This is a genomic window from Streptomyces sp. NPDC096311 (genome assembly GCF_044763085.1).
Taxonomy (GTDB): Bacteria; Actinomycetota; Actinomycetes; order Streptomycetales; family Streptomycetaceae; genus Streptomyces.
In genome coordinates this window covers 55,959-73,597 of the sequence record NZ_JBIWFN010000005.1, presented here as the reverse complement: position 1 = coordinate 73,597, position 17,639 = coordinate 55,959, and the positions used below count along the sequence as shown (strand labels likewise).

Here is a 17,639-nt window from a genome sequence, read left to right as displayed (position 1 = left end):
CGGCTGCCGGAAAACCGTGGGCGCCGGTGCTCCCTCAAGCACCGGCGCCCACTCACCCCTGCCCGAGGTGGCTCGTTGTCCTGCTGACAGGTGTCAGGGGACGAGGATGAGGCGGATCGGGTCGCCGATCTTGTTCTCAAGACGGTTGACCGCGTCGGCGGCGTCGACAAGCGGGATGTGGTCCGTGATCGAGGGGGCAAGGTCGAGGCGGCCGGCCGCAGCCAGCTGGACCAGCTCCGAGACGGACTCGGGGAAGCCGCCGTAGTGGCCGCGCACCTGCTTCTGCAGGTAGTTGAAGGTCAGGCCCTCGGTGATGGTGAGCGGCCTGGGGCTGATGCCGACCAGGATCAGGGAGCCGCCCAGGCCGAGCACGGAGGCGGCCTGCTCGCGGACGGCGGGCACGCCGGCGCAGTCGAAGGCGAAGTCCAGGCCCTTCCCGGCGGTGGCCGCGCGGACCTGGTCGGCGAAGTCCGGGGCGGCTGGGTCCAAGGCGTAGTCCGCGCCGAAGGCCAGAGCACGCTCGCGGGCGCTGGGCAGCGGGTCGACGGCGATGATCGGCGCGGCGCCGACCAGGCGGGCGAGGCGCACGTTGTGCGCGCCGACTCCGCCCACGCCCCAGACGCCGACGGACTGGGCAGGACGGACGCCGGCAGTGGAGACGACGGCGGCGTAGGGGGTGGAAACCGCGTCGGGGATGATGGCGGCCTGGTCGAAGGGGAGGCTGTCGGGGATGGGGATGAGGGTGTCCTCGCGGGCGACGGTGTACTGAGCCCAGCCGCCGTCGTAGTCGATGCCGGCGGTCCGCATCTGGGTGCAAGGGCGGTGGCGTACGCAGCCGGCGCACTGACCGCAGGTCTTGCCGGCCTCCAGGGTGACGCGGGTGCCGACGGGCAGGCCGCGCTTGAGGTCGGGGCCGAGCGTATGGATCACCCCGGACATCTCGTGGCCGACGGTGATCACGTCGGAGGTGGCGAACAGCGGGACAAGTGAGCCGTCGATGAGGTGGACGTCGGAGAGGCAGACGCCGGCGGCCTTGACCTCGATGAGGACCTCGCCCGGGCCGGGCACGGGGACGGGGACCTCCTCCACGGCGAACTTCTTGCTGTCCAGGTGGAAGCGTCCGGCGAGCATTGTGTCCATGGGGATCCGCTTTCTGTGAGCGGCACTCGTGTCGGTTCGGGCCGATGGGTGCCGTGTGGTGTCTGGGGGGCTTGTGGTGGCCGAGAGGCGTGCGGAGTGAAGGGGGCAAGCGGCCGCACGCCTCCCGGCGTCGGGGGGCACACGCCTTCCGGCGTGCGACGGTCAGGCGAAGACGTCCTGCTGGTAGCGCTCGTCGGCTTCGAGGTGGGCGAGCCACTGCTGGGCGGTCTCGTCGTCGCTGCCGGTCCGCTCGCGGTAGATCGCGGCGAGGGCCTCGCGGACAGCGGGTGCCATGCGGCGGCCGTCACCGCAGACATAGATGTACGCGCCGTCTTCGATGGCCTGCCACACCGTGTCGGCAGCGCCCGCTATGGCGTTCTGCACGAACCGGGCCGGGTGGCCGGTCACCGCGGAGTAGGCGGTGTGGACCTGGGCGATCCCGGCCTGCTCCCAGTCCTGCATCTCCTGGCGGTAGAAGTAGTCGTGCTCCGGGTGGCGGCAGCCGACGAAGACCTGGGACAGGCCGACCTGCGTGCCGTTCTCGTGCTGCCAGGCCCGCTCCTCCAGGAAGCCGCGCAGCGGTGCGATGCCGGTGCCGGGACCGATGAGGATCAGCGGCGTGGCGGGGTCGGCCGGCGGGGCGAACGTCGGGGAGGGCACGCGGACGTAGCCGTACACGACGTCCCCGGGCTCGAGGCCCGCGATGTAGGAGGAGCAGGTGCCGCGGTACTGGCCGTCGCCGGACAGAGCCGGGCCCTCCAGCAGTCCGACGGTCAGGCGCACGTGGCGCGGGTTGCCCAGGGGGGCGGAGGAGATGGAGTAGAAGCGGGGACGGATCGGCCCCATCATCTCCAGGAACACCGCCAGCGGCAGCTCGACTGCCGGGAAGCGCTCCAGCAGGCCCAGGACCGAGATGCGCTTGCCGAGGACCTCCTTCTGGTAGCGCTCCTCGGCCTCCTCGGTGTCGGCCGTGTAGGCCTGGAGCTGTGGCCGGGTCCACGGGCACTGGGTGTACTCGGTGAGCGCCTGGATCTGGGAGCGGGTGGCCACGTCCTGCAGCTCCAGGAACTCGGTGAGCAGCAGGCCGGCGGTGACCGGGGTGCCTACCGGCAGGTGGGTGCGGCCACCGGCCGGCTGTTCCAGGCGCAGGGCCTGGTCGCGGTCGACGCCGAGGCGGGTGAGGGCGCGGTCGACCAGGTCCGACTCGTTCTTGGCGAAGACGGCCAGGTGGTTGCCGGTGTCGTAGGTGACACCCTCCGGGAGTTCGACGGTGATGGACTTCGCGGACGGGCGCGGCGGCTCGATGCTGAAGTCCCACAGGCCGGTCGCGTCGGCCACGAGCTCCTCGTTGGCCACCACCGTGAGGGGGTAGGCCTGCTCGGAGACGATGGCGGGGCGCACGTCCGCCTCGGTGAGCAGCTGGACCTGGTAGCGCGGGCCGCTCGCCTGGGAGGTGTCGGCGGCGTACTCCTCGGCCAGGGTGGTCCACAGGGTGTTCATCCAGCGGGTGGCCATGCCGTCGAAGTCACCGGCGGCGTCCGCGATGCCCCGCTCGATGACGGGGGTCGCGCCAGCGGCCAGCAGGCCTTCCTCGATCCGCTTCGGGAAGGCCTGGAAAGTGGCCACCCACTGCGTGTTGCCTGCGCCCAGCAGGGCGAACCGCACATTCGACAGTGAGCCCTCGGGCAGTCCGGCGGCGAGCAGGTCGTCGAAGCGCTGGGCGTTGTCGGGGGCCTTGCCGTTGTAGCTGGCGGCCACGACGGCGAGCAGGCCCTCGGTGGGCAGGTTGTCGCCCAGTTCGTCCAGGCTGATGAGGGTGGTGCCGAAGCCGGAGCGCTCACCGCGGTCGGCGATGGTGCGCGCCAGGTCCTCGCACGAGCCCAGGCTGGAGCCGTAGGCGACGGTGAGGTTCACCCCGACGCCGCTGACCGCGGCCTGCGCCTGCGTGTCGTCGCTCTGCAGGTCCGCGGTGCCGAAGACGGTCCGCTGGTGCTCCTGACGACGGCGGACGATCAGTTCGAAGTTGCCGGGCTTGCGCGTCAGCGCCTCCCGCACGTCCATCTTGTAGTCGGCCGTGTCGGCGAACCTGAACTTCTGCAGCACCAGCGCCAGGGCAAGGCGGGCCTCGGTGAGCGCGAACTGCCGGCCGATGCAGGCACGCAGGCCGTTGCCGAACGGCTTGTACGCGTGCGGGTGCTGCTTGGCTCGGTTCTCCGGCAGCCACCGGTCGATGTCGAACTCCTCCGGCCGTTCCCACGCCTTGGGGTGGGTGTGCAGCGGGCCCTCAAGGATGTTGACCCGCATTCCCTTCTTCAGCTCGTAGCGGCCGCCGATGACGGTGTCCTCCAGCGGGGCCTTGCCGAACGCCGGGATGGGAGCCCACAGACGCAGGGTCTCGTCCAGGATCCGCGGGATGACGTCCAGCTGCATGATCGTGTCGTAGTCCGGGACGGTGTCGCCGGGCAGCAGGCGGTCCACCTCGGCGTAGGCCTGGGCCAGCACGTGCGGGTTGCGCATCAGCGAGTACGTGGCGAACGACAGCAGGCCGCTGGTGGTCTCGTGACCGGCGATCAGGAACGTCAGCACTTGGTCGCGGACGTTGTCGTCGGCCAGCAGCTTGCCGGTGTCCGGGTCGATGGCCTCAAGCATCAGACCCAGCAGGTCTTCCTCACTGGTGCCGTTCCCCTCGCGGCGCTCCTTGATCACGCTCTCGACCAGGTTCTGCATCTGCCGGATGTTGGCGCGGTACTTCTTGTCGTCCGCCTTGCGCAGCTTGGTCATCATCGGCAGCTCCTGGGAGCGCCGAAGCGACTCGATCAGCGACTCCAGCAGCGCGTTGAGGAACGGGTGCAGCTCCTCCTTGTCGAAGGACCGGAACCGGTAGCCGAACCCCGACAAGGCGATGGTGTCCAGCGTCAGGCGGGTGTAGTCGTCGGTGATCTGGACCGGCTGACCCTCCCGGCGCTCCCACTTGCCCACCAGGTTCTGGGCGATCTCCAGCATCTGCCCGTAGTAAGCCTTCATGGCCCGCTGGCTGAACGCCGGCAGCAGGACACGGTGCGCCATGCCCCATTCCTCTTCGTGCTGGTGGGCCGTGAACAAGCCCGCGCCGGCGAAGTCCCGGACGTGGTGCAGCGGCGTCTTGTCGATCTGCTTGAAGAAGCGCGTCTCGTCGGAAACCTCGGCTACCAGGTCCGGGTCGTAGACGAAGACCTGCTCGATACCGGCGATGTCCATGCCGTAGATGCCCTCGGGGAACTGCTTGGACAGCTCGCCGAAGTACTCCACCGGGTTGGTGGCGGGGATCTGCGGCGTGTGGCCGAGGAGGGGGATCCCGCGCGGGGACCGGATGGGGCGAAGGTCGTTCGCGGAGTACGTGGTCATGGCTTGCTCCTTTGTGTGGAGAAGGGGAAGGGCAAGGGCGCCGGTCGATGCCGCGCTGCACGATAGAACCATACGTCGTATGGAATTGAAACCATACGCCGTACGAAAAGCAGATCGCAAGCCCGAGGGTGCGAGCGAGTGACGCGGTGAAGTTCGGTTTCATACGATGTACGGAACTGATACCGTACGGGGTATGGAAAAAGTGAGGCGTCCCCCGCGGGGAACAAGGAAGAGAGACGTGCCTCTGACCGAGGCCGGGATCTACGCTGCCGCGCTGCGACTCATTGACACGGAAGGGGTCGAGGCGCTCACCATGCGCAAACTCGCCACCGCGCTCGATGCGAACCCGATGTCGCTGTACCACCACGTGCCGAACAAGGAAGCCGTGCTGCGCGGCGTGACAAGAACGGTCGGCGCCCAGTTCCGCACCGTGACACTGGAGAACGCCCCCTGGCAGGAGCGCACCCGTCTGCTCGCCACGGATTTCCGGACGCTGGCGCATCGTCACCCCAAGCTGCTGACCTACTCGTTCAGCCACCAGCCGGACTTCATCCAGCCCGACGACCCGTTCTGGAGTGCGCTCACCGCGACCGTGGCGGCTGCCGGCGTGCCACAGTCAGAGGTCCCGGAGATCGCCGCGCTGATAGTCGCCGTCGTCATCGGTGTCCTCACCGCCGAACTCAACGGCTCGCTCCACCAGTGGTCGAACCTCAAGCCCCCCGGCCCTGATGCCGGCGAAGACCGGCCGACGGACGCAGGCCCTGACCCGACGGATGCAGGCACTGCAGGCCCTGATCAGGACCGCATGTTCCGCCTTGCGATGGACACCCTGATCACGGGCCTGGAAAGCCGGTTCACCGCCCGTGACAGCCAGGACGTCGGCCACCGATGAGTCCGTGGTCCTGAAGCGTTGCGGCCTGGGGGCTCGTCCGCGGCCGGGCGAGCGCAGGTTGCCGCGCCAGGGAGGAACCCCGTCTCGGGGAAGGCCGTTTCGATGCGGGCGCCGCCGGTCTCGGTGTGCTGCGGCTGGGGCGAGCGACCGATCTGTGGCCCAAGCCGGCGCCAGGCGTTCTCCACGCGATGGCCGTGCCCAGGCTGGTACTGCCGCCGCGGACCGAGTCGACTTGATGGTGTCACCGTCGGCGGATCCCCATGCGCGCCCCGCGGGCACAGGCTGCCCTTCGCTGACAGTGCCGCGTCCGCGCCCTGGCCGGCGCGGTGTTCGATACGGTTGTGAGCAATGGAGTGGGGCTGGCCACCGCGGCCGGCACCAAAAGCACCGCGGTCGCGGTGTATGTGACAGCCTTCTTGGCCGCTGCTCACAAACTCGCCTGCCAGGTCATCCGGATCAGCCCTCAGGGCAACGATGTCTTCACGTTCGTCGACGGCGGCTGCGCCTTCTTTCCGCAGCGCTTCGCCGACATCTCCGGCCACCTCGCGCTCACCCTTGCCGTAGGGCTCGCTCGCATTCCGGGCGACGACCCTGCCCACACCTCGGCTGGCCGAGCTGCGGACGCAGCTATCGCCGAGTCCTGGCGCACACTGTCGCTGTCGGCTGCGCGCCCGGACTGCTCGTCGCCAACGTGATCGCCGACCGTCGAACTGTGGACCGCGCCGAGAGCGCCCTGGCGGAGGTGGCCGCATTCCGAGCGGCCGCCGCGCTGTTGACGCACCGACTGTCCACCGCCGCCCTCACCGGCCTCGTCCGTGTCCGCTGCCGACTGGCGTGCGCCTTGGCGGAGTTGCGCCAAGCCGCCGAGGTGACATCCGGCAAACGGCGGCACCGCGCCCTGTCGAAAAGCGCATTGCCGCCGCCGCGCACGAGAGCCGGTGGATGCTGACCCTCAAGGCCGCATCATTGGTCGCGGGTCACCTGTCAGCGCAAGGGCGAGTCGGCGGTGGGCGTCAGCACGGTCTCGGCGACGCCCACGATCTGGCTGAGGTCGAAGCCCTCCATGTCGGCGCGGAATTCGGGGCTGGCCAGGTAAGCCTGAAGCCGCTCCTGCACGTCGTCGGCGTCCCCGTAGGAGACGAGGGCGTACAGCTGGGGCGCCTCACTGCCGGGAGCCGCAGGCACCGTCCAGACGCCGTGCGTGGTGATCTGGTGTTTCGCCATACCGGGAATGTGCTTGGCCCAGATGTTCTCGTAGGCGGCGAGCGCCTCAGGGCTGCACAGGGTGTAGACACGAAGCTGGTACTGGGACATGAACACTCGTTCCTTTTCTGTCTGAGCATGGATAGTTCGGTGGTCAGCTTTGCGAGAGCAGGCACGCCAGCTCGACGTCCCAGTCGATGTGTCCGGACTCGGTGCCCCGTGGCACCAGAGCCTCCGTGCTCTCCAGGAAGGTCCTGACGTCCTGCACGGGAACCTCGAGCAAGGCGGTGCCCGCGCGAGATGCGAGAACGATGTACATCGCTTGGTCACCGCGGCCGACGGCCGACCAGATCCGGACGTCCCCGTCGCCTGCGGAACCCTTCAGGCCATCAGCCAGAAGATCTCGCCCCAGGACCCATTCGACTGGCTCGTCACTGTGGGTGAAGAAGACGGCATGGACGACATAGGGATCAGCGGGCTCGTAGCGCAGACGCATACACAGGGGCAGCGAGTAGGCGCGCGAGACGACGAGCTGCGCGGTCACCCCCTGGGCCACGGTCCTCAAAGACTTCATGGGCATTCACTCCAAGGCACCCTGCCTTGGAGTCGCCCGTCGCGGGGCCGGCAGGGAAGGGACAGCGAAGGAAGAGGCGTTTCAGCGGGACCCGGGGCGCCGGAGGGCGGGACGGACCGCACGATTCGCGGCGTCGCGGCAGCTGGGCGGCGCACGGCTGCGGCGCACGGTGGGTGTCCGCCGGCAGATGTGAGAGAGACAGGCCCCACTCAATCCGCCGCCTGGTCGGCGGCCAGGGGGCCGTTGATGCTCGACCAGCGGTCGCATACCTGCCGCCGACAACCATCAGGGCGAGGGGCACAGCTGCGGCCCCTGGATAGGAGTGGCACCTCTCTCACCGGTCACCGTGATTCCGGTCGCGGTGTCCCGGCCGGGGACGGCCGACGCAAAGGACACAGCGACAGCAATCCGCTTCGTAAGTTCATGATCTTTCCTTCCGGTTGATGCGATCTGCAACCAACGGCTGTTGGCAGGCGATGTGATGCGCCTGGGGCTGCCCGATCTCACCTTTCCATACATCGTATGGAATCACCCGCTAGTAGTACCATACGACGTATGGAAATGTCGAGGCGGCGAAGGTAAGGCCATCGACCGTGAGCTGGACAGCGTCCTCGCCCTCTACACCGACGGCCTGATTGAGCGGGGCGTGGACGGCATCGACGATGGCTGCGACGCTGACCGATGCGATCGTCCCGTCCGCCGCCCGGGCCGCTCGCTGGACGAGACCGGTCGTGCGCTCCTCGTCGGTTCGGTGGACGAAGTCTCGCGTGACGACGCGACCTGCTGCCGGCACGCACCCGCGCCGTACTGGCCGAGGACACCGCTCGCCGGGAGATACCGGCCGATCCGGCAGCCGTCTCCCAGGCACGGGAATGGGCGACCCGCCAACTCGCCAGGTGGGGGGCTCGCCGCGACGGGCGTCGCGGCCCGCTCCGAGCCGGTCATGGCTCGATCAGCGCCGCGCTGAGCGCGTCGAGCATGGCGGTGCGAAAGGCGGTCATCGCGGGTGCCTTGCCGTCGAGCAGGGCGTCCGCGCCGTGGTACATGCCCGGTTCGACGCGCAGTTCGCACGCGGTCCCTGCCTCGCGCAGGCGACGCGCGTACTCGATGTCTTCGGGGCAGAACAGGTCGAGGTCACCGACGCCTATCCAGGCAGGAGGGAGTCCAGTGAGATCGGCACGCCGTGCGGCGGCGATGTAGGGGCGGTCGTCCCGTTCCTGCGGTGGCCGGCCGAGGTACGCGTTCCACGCGAACCGGTTGGATGCCGGTGTCCAGGTGTAGACGCTGCTTCCATGGGGATCGAGACGCAGGACGGTGCGGTCGTCGAGCATCGGGTACTCCAGCAGCTGGAAACGGACCGGCACTCCGGTGTCGTGGGCGCGCTGGACGACGGTGGCGGCCAGCCCGCCGCCGGCGCTCTCCCCTCCGACTACGATGAGTTCGGGATCGACCCCGAGATCGGTGGCGTTGTCGTGCAGCCAGCGCAGTGCGCGATAGCAGTCGTCGTGTGCGGCAGGGAAGGGGTTTTCCGGTGCGAGACGGTAGTCGACGCCGACCACGAGCACCCCGAGTTCTGCGGCGATACGGCTGCACCACGCGTTCTCCTGCCGTGCGGCGCCGAGCACTGTTCCTCCGCCATGGATCCACAGCAAAGCCCCGCCCGGCTTATGACGGCCGGCTGTCTGGTAGGTCAGCAGGTTCACGCCAGGGTTGGTAGCCGTGGCGGGGACGGTGCATCGCTCGACCCGCACGCCGGGCCTGATCGTGGCACCGGTCAGGGGTACCGCTTGGCGCGCGATGGCACGGACGGCGGCATTGCCGAAGTTCAGCGGGACGTAGAGCGCGGGATGACGCAGCTCGGACGGAACCACGGCCAGAGCACGGTGGCGTGCGGTGATCACCATGGCTCCTTTGAGAGCCACCACGGCACCCAGGACACCAAGGGCACGGCGGAGTGTCATGAGCTGACACCTTCCTTCCGAAAGGATGGACTCACTGCGGACGTGTGCAGTGGTCCGGTGGGCTGCCGGCCGGCCTGCGCGGTGGGGATGTCAGGCAGAGGGCGGCGGCAGATTTCGTGGGTCTCGTCGGCGGACAGGCCGAACATGCGCAGCAGTTCCTCGACGACGTGATCGGTTGCTTCGGCGTCGTCGCGCTCTGGGTGATCGTGCAGAAACTGACCAAGACAGAGCACGGCGCCGACCACGATGACAAGGGCAAGCTCGGTGTCGTGCGTGTTGAACCGACTTACGCGCACTGCGGCCTCGATGTCACGACGAACGCGGGTGGCGATGCCTCGGTCCGAGCCGAACATGTCCAGCCCGCTCCTGAGGAGAACCTTGCTCAGCTCAGCTCAGCTCAGGACAGCGCCGGTGCCGTCGTCCGATCATTCGGAGGTGCTGCGCGAACATGTGTGCCGGGTCGGGCAGTTCCGTCGTCAGTTCGTCGAGCAGGCCCCCGTACACGTCGAGTGCGCCTTCGATCGCGGCCTCGTAGAGCTGTTCTTTGGTCTGGAAGTGGTTGTAGAACGACCCCGTCCCCACATCAGCGGCCTGCGTGATTTGCAGGATCGCGACGTTTGTCCTCCCCGTCGCGACGAATGCCTGGGCAGCCCGGACGAGCGCGGTGCGGGTACGCATCTTGCGCAGCTCCTGGCGGTTCGGCGAATCCCCGGACTGATGGGCCATACCTGCCCCCCCTCCCTCGATCCGCAGTAACACGACATTCGAACGATCCGAGCGGACATACCGGCGGTTGCCGTCCAGGCGTGCTCGAATTCCGCGGGGTGGTTCAGCGACGCGCTTTGCCTGGTGCCTGATTGCCGCCCGGGTGGGTGGCCCACGGGGCGGCCAGTGCGGTGCGTGCGAAGCTCAGCAGGAACATCGCGTAGTCCGGGAGTTCCTCCCGGAACGCCCGCCGCACCGCGGCGTCGCTTGTCCCATGAGGTACCGGCAACTCCATGCCAGAAGAGGCAGGGCGATCGCGACGATCGCGTCACTGAAGAAGACCAGCCGCTCGTTGTCGGCCTTGGCGCCGCCGTTGGTGGTCTCGCCCGACTCGGTCATGTCTCTTTCCTGGTGTTGTCGTGTGGGTTCCTGGATCGCGCGTCGGAAAGGAGGCCTCTGCGGCGCCGGAGGACCGAGGCCGACCTGCCGATCGACGCTGCCTCCAGTCCCGCCATGACGTGTGCGAGTGAGTCAGTCGCGTTGTGTGCCGTAGGCGGACGGCAGCCCGTCCGCCTCGCCGCGCGGCATGACACCGGGGCGACTGCGCTGGGTCACATCGGCGTGAACGCATTTGCCGCAGCGACGAAGGAGGCCTCCCAGTCGGCCGTGATGATGCTGCCGATGTATCCGTCGGGCCGGATCAGGATCAGCGCGTCGCCCTCGACGCCGTAGATGCGGGTCAGTTGGCCGGTGTCGTCGGTGATGTAGTCATTGTCGATTCCGCGCCCACCGCGGACGGCGTAGCGGCGCAGTTCGGCACCCGCGGCCGGCCATGGCAGGTCGGACAGGGCGGCGGTGGCGGCGGGGCCGAAGGCCAGCAGGGTGAAGTGCGGTCCTTGGTAGATGTCGAAGAGGCGCTTGGTGCCGGGACCGGTGCACGGCGCGTCCGGTGCACGGTCGCCCACGTGCAGGGTCTTGGTCGCCGGAGCGGCGGCGGGGGCGAGCGGGCCGCCATGGTAGGTAAGGCCGAGCTGGCGCTCCTCGTCTCCGCGCTTCAGGCCTGCGACACGGTGCTTGCTCAGGCTCTTGTACAGCTCGCTGGACTTGCCGAGGACGCCTGCCGCGATCGGGAGCCGTTCGGCCTCGTAGCTGTCGAGCAGACTGTCCGGCGCGCCGGCGATGGCCTGGCCGAGCTTCCAGCCCAGGTTGTAGGCGTCCTGCACACCGGTGTTGAGGCCCTGCGCGCCGGCCGGGGTGTGCACATGGGCGGCGTCGCCCGCGAGGAAGACCCGACCCTGGCGATAGTGCTCAACGAGCCGGACGTTGGGCCGGAACACCGATGTCCAGGTGATGTCGCGGAGCTTGAGGCCGGTGAGCCCGTGGAACTTTTCGGCCAGGGCCCCGTGGTCGAGGCTCGGTATGTCGCCCGGCTTCAGCCGGATCATCACCTGGAACTGGTCGGAGTGCGGCAGCGGGCATGCTCCGGCGGACGCGCGGGGCCACATGTGCCACCGGTCGCGGGACAGGCCGTCGATCACGCCGTCGATGATGAGGGTCTTGTCGGAGTCGTCGGTCTCCCCGACGAAGCCGAGGCCCGTGGCCACGCGGACAGCGCTCGCACCGCCGTCGGCGCCGACGAGATACTTGCTGCGCACCCGCTCGCCGGTGGAGAGCGTAGACGTGACGCCGTCGGCGCCCTGTTCGAAGCCTTCCAGGGCGACCCCGTAATCGATGGCCAGTCCGAGGCGTTCGAGCAGGCGGTGCAGGATGGCGTCGGTGCGGTGCTGCGGCAGCAGCAGGATGTTCGGGTGGGGGACGTCCGGGGTCGGCTTGTTCCGCTGCTGCATCTTCCAGGGCGCGGTCACAGGCCCGAGGTGGAGTCCCGCCAGAGGGTAGGGGCCGCCCTCCGCCAGCGCCTCGCGCAGTACGCCGAAGTCCTCGAGGACTTCCTGGGTGCGGGGCTGGATGCCCTTGGCGCGGGAACCCTCGAAGGCGTGCGGCGCCTTGTTGACGATGCGGACGCGAAGGCCGCGCCGCAGCAGGTCGGCCGCAAGAGTGGAGCCGGTCGGGCCGGCGCCGGCGACGAGGACGTCGATGTCGTGGGGTGCTGTCATGGTGATCGACCTCAATCGATTCTCTAGAGGTGAACGTCAGGCGGCCGCACTGTGCTGTGGGGATGCTCGAACTGGACCATCTGTCCGTGCTTGGCGGCACGTGGCAGTCGACCGGATGGAGCAGTTCCCGACGACCACCTTCTATAGATATTGGCTACGACGTAGCCGATATTTTTTGGCTACATCGTAGCCATTTATAGGGGGTGAGGCAACCCAGGCGTGAGGCGTTGGCGGGCAGCCCGTTCCAGGCCGTCGAGGAGCAGGTTCAGGCCGAACCCGAATTCCTCGTGGGGTGGTACGGAAGTCAGCTCGTCAGCGACCGCTGTCGTAGCCGGATAGGTGGCCGGGTCGAGTGAGCGGTAGTAGTCCCGCAACCGCACCTGATCCTCCGGGCCTGGCGTTCCGGGGCTGTGCTGCTGGATGGCAAAGCCGATCACGTAGTGACCGATGGCTGTGAACGCACGGGCGGCAAGGGGGACCGGGAATCCGTGGCTCAGGAGCAACCCGCCGAGCCATTCCCTGGCGCGGAGACCGCCCGGGCCGACAGGGACCCGGGCCGCGAGGATGGGCAGGGCGTGGGGGTGCCGGCACAGGACGTCGTAGAAGGCATGCGCGGCAACAACCACGGCTTCCCGCCAGGACATGCCTTCCACCTCCTCGGGCAACGCGGACCTCGCTCATGACCCTCTCCGCCACCAGGGTGAGGAGTTCGTCCTTGCTGTGGAAGCGGCGATAGAGCGTCGCCGTGCTGGATCCGAGGGCCTCGGCGAGGGTGCGCAGGGTCAGCGCCTGGATCCCGATGTCGTCAACGAGCTTCAGAGCCGCGTCGACGATCCGGCCGACGTCCGCCTGCGGGCGCCCGCCTTGATCCGTAAAGGCGAGCGCCCGGCTCGCCCACCAGGCGGAACTGCCCGGAACGGGCCGGACCTCCGAGGTCACGCAGCAGCCCCCTTCAAGATGGGCTCCTGGACCTGAGCATCCAGGATCATGGTTGTGGCGGCGGTCAGGGTGCCGTGAGGAATCACGTGCAGAGGCGGCTTTGCGGGAGGGCGCCAGGGGCGTCGTTCACGAGCCCGCCGGCAGCCCGTCTCTGACGACTGTGCGCTGCCCGCCGAGGTCGATCGCGCCGTCGTCGGTAGCCACGGTGACTTCGACGATGTCACCGTGCTTGAGGTACTTCGGATTCCTGGCCTGGCCCGTGAGGAAGAGCCTCCACTTGATGCGCTGGGGCAGCAGGGAAGCAAGGAGGTGCACCGCCTTCGGCGGAGCACTGATGGCCGTGCCGACGGGTGTGCCGGTCAGAACGAGGTCGCCGGGGTCGAGGTGCTGGAACCGGGTCAGGCCCTGTAGTGCCTCGCCGGGCTGATAGATCATGTCGGCGGCGGTCATGTTCTGCCGCAGTTCGCCGTTGACCCACAGCTTGAGGCGCAGGTCGGTGAAGCGCCTGAACTCGTCGGCGTCAAGCAGCACCAGGGCGGGGCCGACGGGTGTGAAGGTCGGGTAGGACTTGGCCTCGTAGAACTGCGTCCGGGACAGCTGGATGTCGCGGGCCGAGACATCGTTGGTCACAACGAGGCCGACGGCGTAGTCGGAGAGGTTGTCCTCGGTGACCTTCGTGCCCACCGGCATCTCCCGGCCGATGACCAGACCGATCTCTGCCTCATAGTCGAGCAGCCGGACATGCTCGGGCCGGATCACGTCGTCGAATGGGCCGCTGATCGAACCCGATGCCTTCCGGAAGAACGTCAGCGGCACGGTGTCTGGGGTGCCGTTGGTGTCCCTGACGTGCGAGACGAAGTTCGTCATCTGGGCGATGACGCGGCCTGGCCCGGTGACCGGCGAGACCAGCGCCAGGTCTGCGGCGTCGATACTGCCGCTGCTGGAGGCGGCCGCCTCGACCGCCTTGCGGTCGGCAAGGAGCTCAGCGGTAGTGGCGGCATGCGTGTCCACTCTGGCGGCGCCCGTGGAGGTGAGCACCCACCAGGCATCGGCGGTACGAAGAACGGAGGTGCTCATGACGCGGCTGCTTTCAACAGACCACGAAGGCTGTGACGATCGAACTCGTTGCCCTCGCGCAGCCCGCTGACCATCGCGCGCAGTTCCCGCAGGGATTCCCGGCCGGGCTTGACGCCAAGAAAGTCCTTGCTGGGCGGCGGTCCCCACTGGGACAGGTTCGATACGGCGAAGACTCCCCACCCGGGTTCGAGTGTGCAGTCGAACAAGTCACCGTCGCTGAAGTGCTCGACGAGGAACCCGTCGGGGTCACGCCAGTAGTCGAAGATCTGGCTGCCGTCGATGTGCCGGCCGATTCCCCAGGAGCGCTGGTAGCCCTGTTCGAGCAGGTACTGGCCGCCGGCGGCCAGGGAGTCGAGGTCGGAGACCTGGTACGCGGAGTGCATGTACTTGTTCGTCGGACCCAGGTTCATCGCCACAGTGTGGTGGTCGGTGGGAGTGCTGCCACGCTCACAGCGCATGAAGGCCATGACCGGCCCGCGCTCGCGCTGCTCGGGGAAGTACTGGAAATCGCTGACGATCATGCCCAGGTGCTCCAGATACCAGTCGAGAGCCCCCCGGAACCTCGTCGACTGCAGGACGACGTGCCCGATCCGCTGCACCTTCACCGGTTCCTTCGCCGCTCGCTGGCCGGCATTCACCCGCGTGACGGCATGCCCGAAATTGAACTCCAGCGGCTTCTGACCGGGAAGTTCGGGCAGCTCGTGCGTACCCGACACGACCCGCACCCCGAAACCGCTCGGGTCCGTCAGATCGACGCTGATGCCACCCAGGCTCTCCGGCAGCTTCGTGACCTTCCGCCCGGTTGCCTCAGCGAGCCGCAGGACGTCCTTGTCGTCGGCGGCCCGGAAAGCCGATCCGACGAACCGTGACCGCGGTCCGCGGCGGATGACCACACATGGCGACCCCGGATCGGTACCCCGCAACAGCAGTTCGTCCGCCGTGCGCAGCGACACGGTGAAACCGAAGGAACGGGCGAACAACTCGGCGCGCTTGAGGTTGGGCTTCTCGAACTCGGCCCAGGCCACGTCGCGCACCTTGACGATCGGATCACTCGCCCGCCCGGGGTGCTCACCCCTCAGCGCGCCCTGCTCGCTGTGCAGATCCTGGTGCGGATCACGCTGATCGCTCATGGGAACTCCCTTCCACCTTCTTGATTCAAACATCAGATTCGATGACATTTCGGGAGGGCGTGAGGCCCCGACCGGACAGGCACCGGCAGGCGTTCACGCCAACCTCGCCAGAGCCTCAAGCCCGGACGAGCGGGGGGAAATCCACGCCCGGTCCGAGAGGCGATCGCCGCACGACAGCGCCAGGCGACCGCCTCGGTTTCCGTTGCGCCAGAGACGCCATTACGGATACAGTGTACTCGAAAGTATCGGCTGCTGGTCCGGGACGGGCCGCTTCCCGGCGCCGAGCTCTCTTCCCCACGGCGCCGGGTCCCGGCTCACGGTCAACCGGTGCGCCGACGGGGAGGCCCGCTTCGCGTTGCCGCAGCTCGCCGGACAGCCGCCTGGCGCACCCCCTTTGCGTCAGGCCGAGCAGGAGGAGCTTCAGGAATGCCCGCACAGCAAGAGGTCACCGAAGGGCGCTCGGCCCCGGTCGTGACCCTGGCGTTCGTCGGAAGCCGCGCGGAGACGGAGGAGGCCACGTCGAGACTCTCGGTCGAATCCCAGGCCGGGCTGCGTCAGTTCTCGTTGGAGCGCATGACCGGCTACGGCGTCGACTACGCCGATGCCGTCGAGCTGCGTGCCCGTGTGATCGAAGGGCAGGACTGGCACTCGGCCGCCACAGAACTCGCGGACGTGTGCGTGCGCCGCGCCGAGAGCGCCCCGGGTGACGCCGGGAGGCACACCCGGATCGGGTACCTGCGCCGTGCGTCCGCCCTGCTGCGCATGAGCCAGATGATGATGCTGTCCGACACCGCGGAGCGCCGGGCGATCTTCGCGCGGGCCGCAGAACTCTACGCGCAGGCCGCGGAAGCGAGTGGTGACCGCGAGCACGTCACGATCGAGACCGGCCACGGCCCGTTGGTGGGATGGCTGGTCCCCGCGGTCGACTCCGCGGTCGGCTCTGCCGTCGTCATCGGCGGCGTCGAAGGCTGGGCCATGGATTTCGACAGCCTCGGCGAGGCCCTCGCGGCACGGGGCATCGACGCACTGCTGCTCGACGGCCCAGGACAGGGTGAAACGCGGCTTGCGCACGAGCACTACCTCACAGCGCAGTGGCGCGACGCGTACGCCCGAGCCGTCGACTTCCTCGACGAGCGCTCTCCGGGCCGCCCGATCGGCTTCGTCGGCAACAGCATGGGCGGTAGCGTCGCCTTGGCCGTCGCGGCACAGGACACCCGGATCAGGGCGTGCGTCGACAACGGTGGCGTCCACGCCCCGTGGCTGGTGCCGCCGACCATGGGGACCTTCTTCTCGAAGATGGTCGCCGCCTGCGGAACCGGGGACGCGGACCGGGCGGTGGACGTCTGGAAGACCGTCACCCCGCTCGCCGACGGGCCCAACACCGGATATCCGTTGCTGGTCGTGCAGGGCGGCGAGGATCCCATGGTCTCGATGGACCTCGCGCAGGTCCTTCTGCACGGCGCACCCACCCACGACAAGCGGATGGTCGTCTTCACCGACGGCAACCACTGCGTCTACAACCACAAGCACGACCGTGACGCGCTCATCGCCGACTGGCTGACCGCGCGCCTGCGCGGCCTGCCGAACCCCGAGATCGCGAACTGAGAGGAAGACCCCGTGCAGATCATCGACGCACAGATCCACCTCTGGGCCGGCGAGAGCGCACCCCCGCACCACTGGCGCGCACCGTACACCGTTGACTCAGCCCTGCGTGACATGGACGAGGCCGGTGTGGACCGCGCTGTCAACTGCCCGGCGATCTGGGACGCCGACGCGAACGACTACGCCGTAGAGACGGCGAAACACCACCCCGATCGGTTCGCGACCCTCGGCTGGTTCCCCCTCGACGAGACTGCGGACGAGTCCCTCGTCGGCGCCTGGCTGGACAAACCCGGCATGCTGGGCCTGCGCTTCATGCTGGCGGCGCCGGAGATGGCCGACCACCTCGCATCGGGCGACCTCGACTGGCTGTGGGCGGCCGCCGACCAGCGAGGGATCCCCGTGGGGCTCATGGTGCTGCCCCCGTACCTGGCCGCCGTCGGAGACGTCGCCGCCCGATACCCGAACATGCGCTTGCTGGTCGACCACCTCGCGGTCAACCCCTTCGAGAAACTGCCCGACGCCGCCGCGCATCTCGATGCCCTGCTCTCTCTCGCCCGCCACCCCAACATCGGGATGAAGGCGACGGCCGTACCGAGCATGGCGACGGACGCATACCCGTTCACCAGTACGCACAGAGTGCTGCGTCAGGTCTTCGACGCGTACGGCGCCGAGCGGATGTTCTGGGGTACCGACATCACCCGCCTCCACTGCTCGTGGCGCGAGGCGGTGACGATGTTCACCGAGGAACTGCCCTGGCTGCGAGGCCGCGACCTGGAGCTGGTGATGGGCCGCGCCGTGGCCGACTGGATCGGCTGGCACTGATCAGCAGCGCGGTCTGCGACGGCGCCACATAGTCGTTGTTCCGGGGGGAATGTGGGGAACGGACGTCCCTCCGGGACAACTTTCGTTGGCGACGGA

General features: G+C 68.4%; 16 protein-coding genes and 1 pseudogene. 4 read left to right on the top strand and 13 right to left on the bottom strand.

The window, feature by feature from the left end:
* Positions 1-93 precede the first annotated feature (93 nt).
* Positions 94-1,140 (bottom strand): zinc-binding dehydrogenase, encoded by a 1,047-nt coding sequence (locus ACIRA5_RS14570; protein ID WP_403690815.1) that lies wholly within the window; start codon positions 1,138-1,140, stop codon positions 94-96.
* Positions 1,141-1,302: 162 nt separating this feature from the next.
* Positions 1,303-4,524, bottom strand: a complete 3,222-nt coding sequence (locus tag ACIRA5_RS14565; protein WP_403690813.1) for a cytochrome P450 — start codon at positions 4,522-4,524, stop codon at positions 1,303-1,305.
* A 238-nt stretch (positions 4,525-4,762) separates the two neighbouring features.
* On the opposite strand from ACIRA5_RS14565, the gene ACIRA5_RS14560 reads away from it, so the two are divergent.
* Positions 4,763-5,416 carry a TetR/AcrR family transcriptional regulator gene (locus ACIRA5_RS14560; protein ID WP_403690812.1) on the top strand — a complete coding sequence of 218 codons (654 nt, stop codon included), beginning with the start codon at positions 4,763-4,765 and terminating at the stop codon, positions 5,414-5,416.
* A gap of 341 nt (positions 5,417-5,757) precedes the next feature.
* Positions 5,758-6,111: a hypothetical protein gene (locus tag ACIRA5_RS14555; protein ID WP_403690811.1), complete on the top strand. Its 354-nt coding sequence runs from the start codon at positions 5,758-5,760 to the stop codon at positions 6,109-6,111.
* Between the two features lie 289 nt (positions 6,112-6,400).
* Here the strand turns inward: ACIRA5_RS14555 and ACIRA5_RS14550 are convergent, their stop codons facing one another.
* The 11 genes and pseudogenes from ACIRA5_RS14550 to ACIRA5_RS14500 form a co-directional block, all read right to left on the bottom strand.
* Complete coding sequence (locus tag ACIRA5_RS14550; RefSeq protein WP_403690809.1) at positions 6,401-6,730, bottom strand: NIPSNAP family protein; 330 nt, start codon at positions 6,728-6,730, stop codon at positions 6,401-6,403.
* Positions 6,731-6,773: 43 nt separating this feature from the next.
* On the bottom strand, positions 6,774-7,193 hold the full coding sequence (locus ACIRA5_RS14545; RefSeq protein WP_403690808.1) for an SsgA family sporulation/cell division regulator: 420 nt from the start codon (positions 7,191-7,193) through the stop codon (positions 6,774-6,776).
* A gap of 535 nt (positions 7,194-7,728) precedes the next feature.
* The gene (locus ACIRA5_RS14540; protein ID WP_403690807.1) at positions 7,729-7,986 is read right to left on the bottom strand and encodes a hypothetical protein; all 258 of its coding nucleotides are present in this window, start codon (positions 7,984-7,986) and stop codon (positions 7,729-7,731) included.
* Between the two features lie 148 nt (positions 7,987-8,134).
* Positions 8,135-9,154, bottom strand: coding sequence for an alpha/beta hydrolase (locus ACIRA5_RS14535; RefSeq protein WP_403690806.1), 1,020 nt, complete (start codon positions 9,152-9,154; stop codon positions 8,135-8,137).
* A complete protein-coding gene (locus tag ACIRA5_RS14530) occupies positions 9,151-9,540 on the bottom strand; it encodes a hypothetical protein (RefSeq protein ID WP_403691321.1) in 390 nt (129 codons plus the stop codon). The genes ACIRA5_RS14535 and ACIRA5_RS14530 overlap by 4 nt, the downstream gene beginning before the upstream one ends.
* Before the next feature lies 1 nt (position 9,541).
* On the bottom strand, positions 9,542-9,880 hold the full coding sequence (locus ACIRA5_RS14525; protein WP_403690804.1) for a TetR/AcrR family transcriptional regulator: 339 nt from the start codon (positions 9,878-9,880) through the stop codon (positions 9,542-9,544).
* 590 nt (positions 9,881-10,470) lie between these two features.
* The gene (locus ACIRA5_RS14520) at positions 10,471-11,973 is read right to left on the bottom strand and encodes an FAD-dependent monooxygenase (RefSeq protein ID WP_403690802.1); all 1,503 of its coding nucleotides are present in this window, start codon (positions 11,971-11,973) and stop codon (positions 10,471-10,473) included.
* 194 nt (positions 11,974-12,167) lie between these two features.
* Positions 12,168-12,617 carry a TetR/AcrR family transcriptional regulator C-terminal domain-containing protein gene (locus ACIRA5_RS14515; protein WP_403690801.1) on the bottom strand — a complete coding sequence of 150 codons (450 nt, stop codon included), beginning with the start codon at positions 12,615-12,617 and terminating at the stop codon, positions 12,168-12,170.
* 70 nt (positions 12,618-12,687) lie between these two features.
* Positions 12,688-12,912, bottom strand: a pseudogene (locus tag ACIRA5_RS14510) (TetR/AcrR family transcriptional regulator); the annotation flags it as partial.
* A gap of 126 nt (positions 12,913-13,038) precedes the next feature.
* Positions 13,039-13,989: a fumarylacetoacetate hydrolase family protein gene (locus ACIRA5_RS14505; RefSeq protein WP_403690800.1), complete on the bottom strand. Its 951-nt coding sequence runs from the start codon at positions 13,987-13,989 to the stop codon at positions 13,039-13,041.
* Positions 13,986-15,119 carry a VOC family protein gene (locus tag ACIRA5_RS14500; protein ID WP_403690798.1) on the bottom strand — a complete coding sequence of 378 codons (1,134 nt, stop codon included), beginning with the start codon at positions 15,117-15,119 and terminating at the stop codon, positions 13,986-13,988. Before ACIRA5_RS14500 ends, ACIRA5_RS14505 begins: the two co-directional genes overlap by 4 nt.
* A 426-nt stretch (positions 15,120-15,545) precedes the next feature.
* Here ACIRA5_RS14500 and ACIRA5_RS14495 point away from each other — a divergent pair, with 426 nt between their 5' ends.
* A complete protein-coding gene (locus tag ACIRA5_RS14495; protein WP_403690796.1) occupies positions 15,546-16,724 on the top strand; it encodes an alpha/beta hydrolase in 1,179 nt (392 codons plus the stop codon).
* Positions 16,725-16,736: 12 nt separating this feature from the next.
* Positions 16,737-17,543 carry an amidohydrolase family protein gene (locus ACIRA5_RS14490; RefSeq protein ID WP_403690795.1) on the top strand — a complete coding sequence of 269 codons (807 nt, stop codon included), beginning with the start codon at positions 16,737-16,739 and terminating at the stop codon, positions 17,541-17,543.
* The last annotated feature ends 96 nt before the right edge of the window (positions 17,544-17,639 follow it).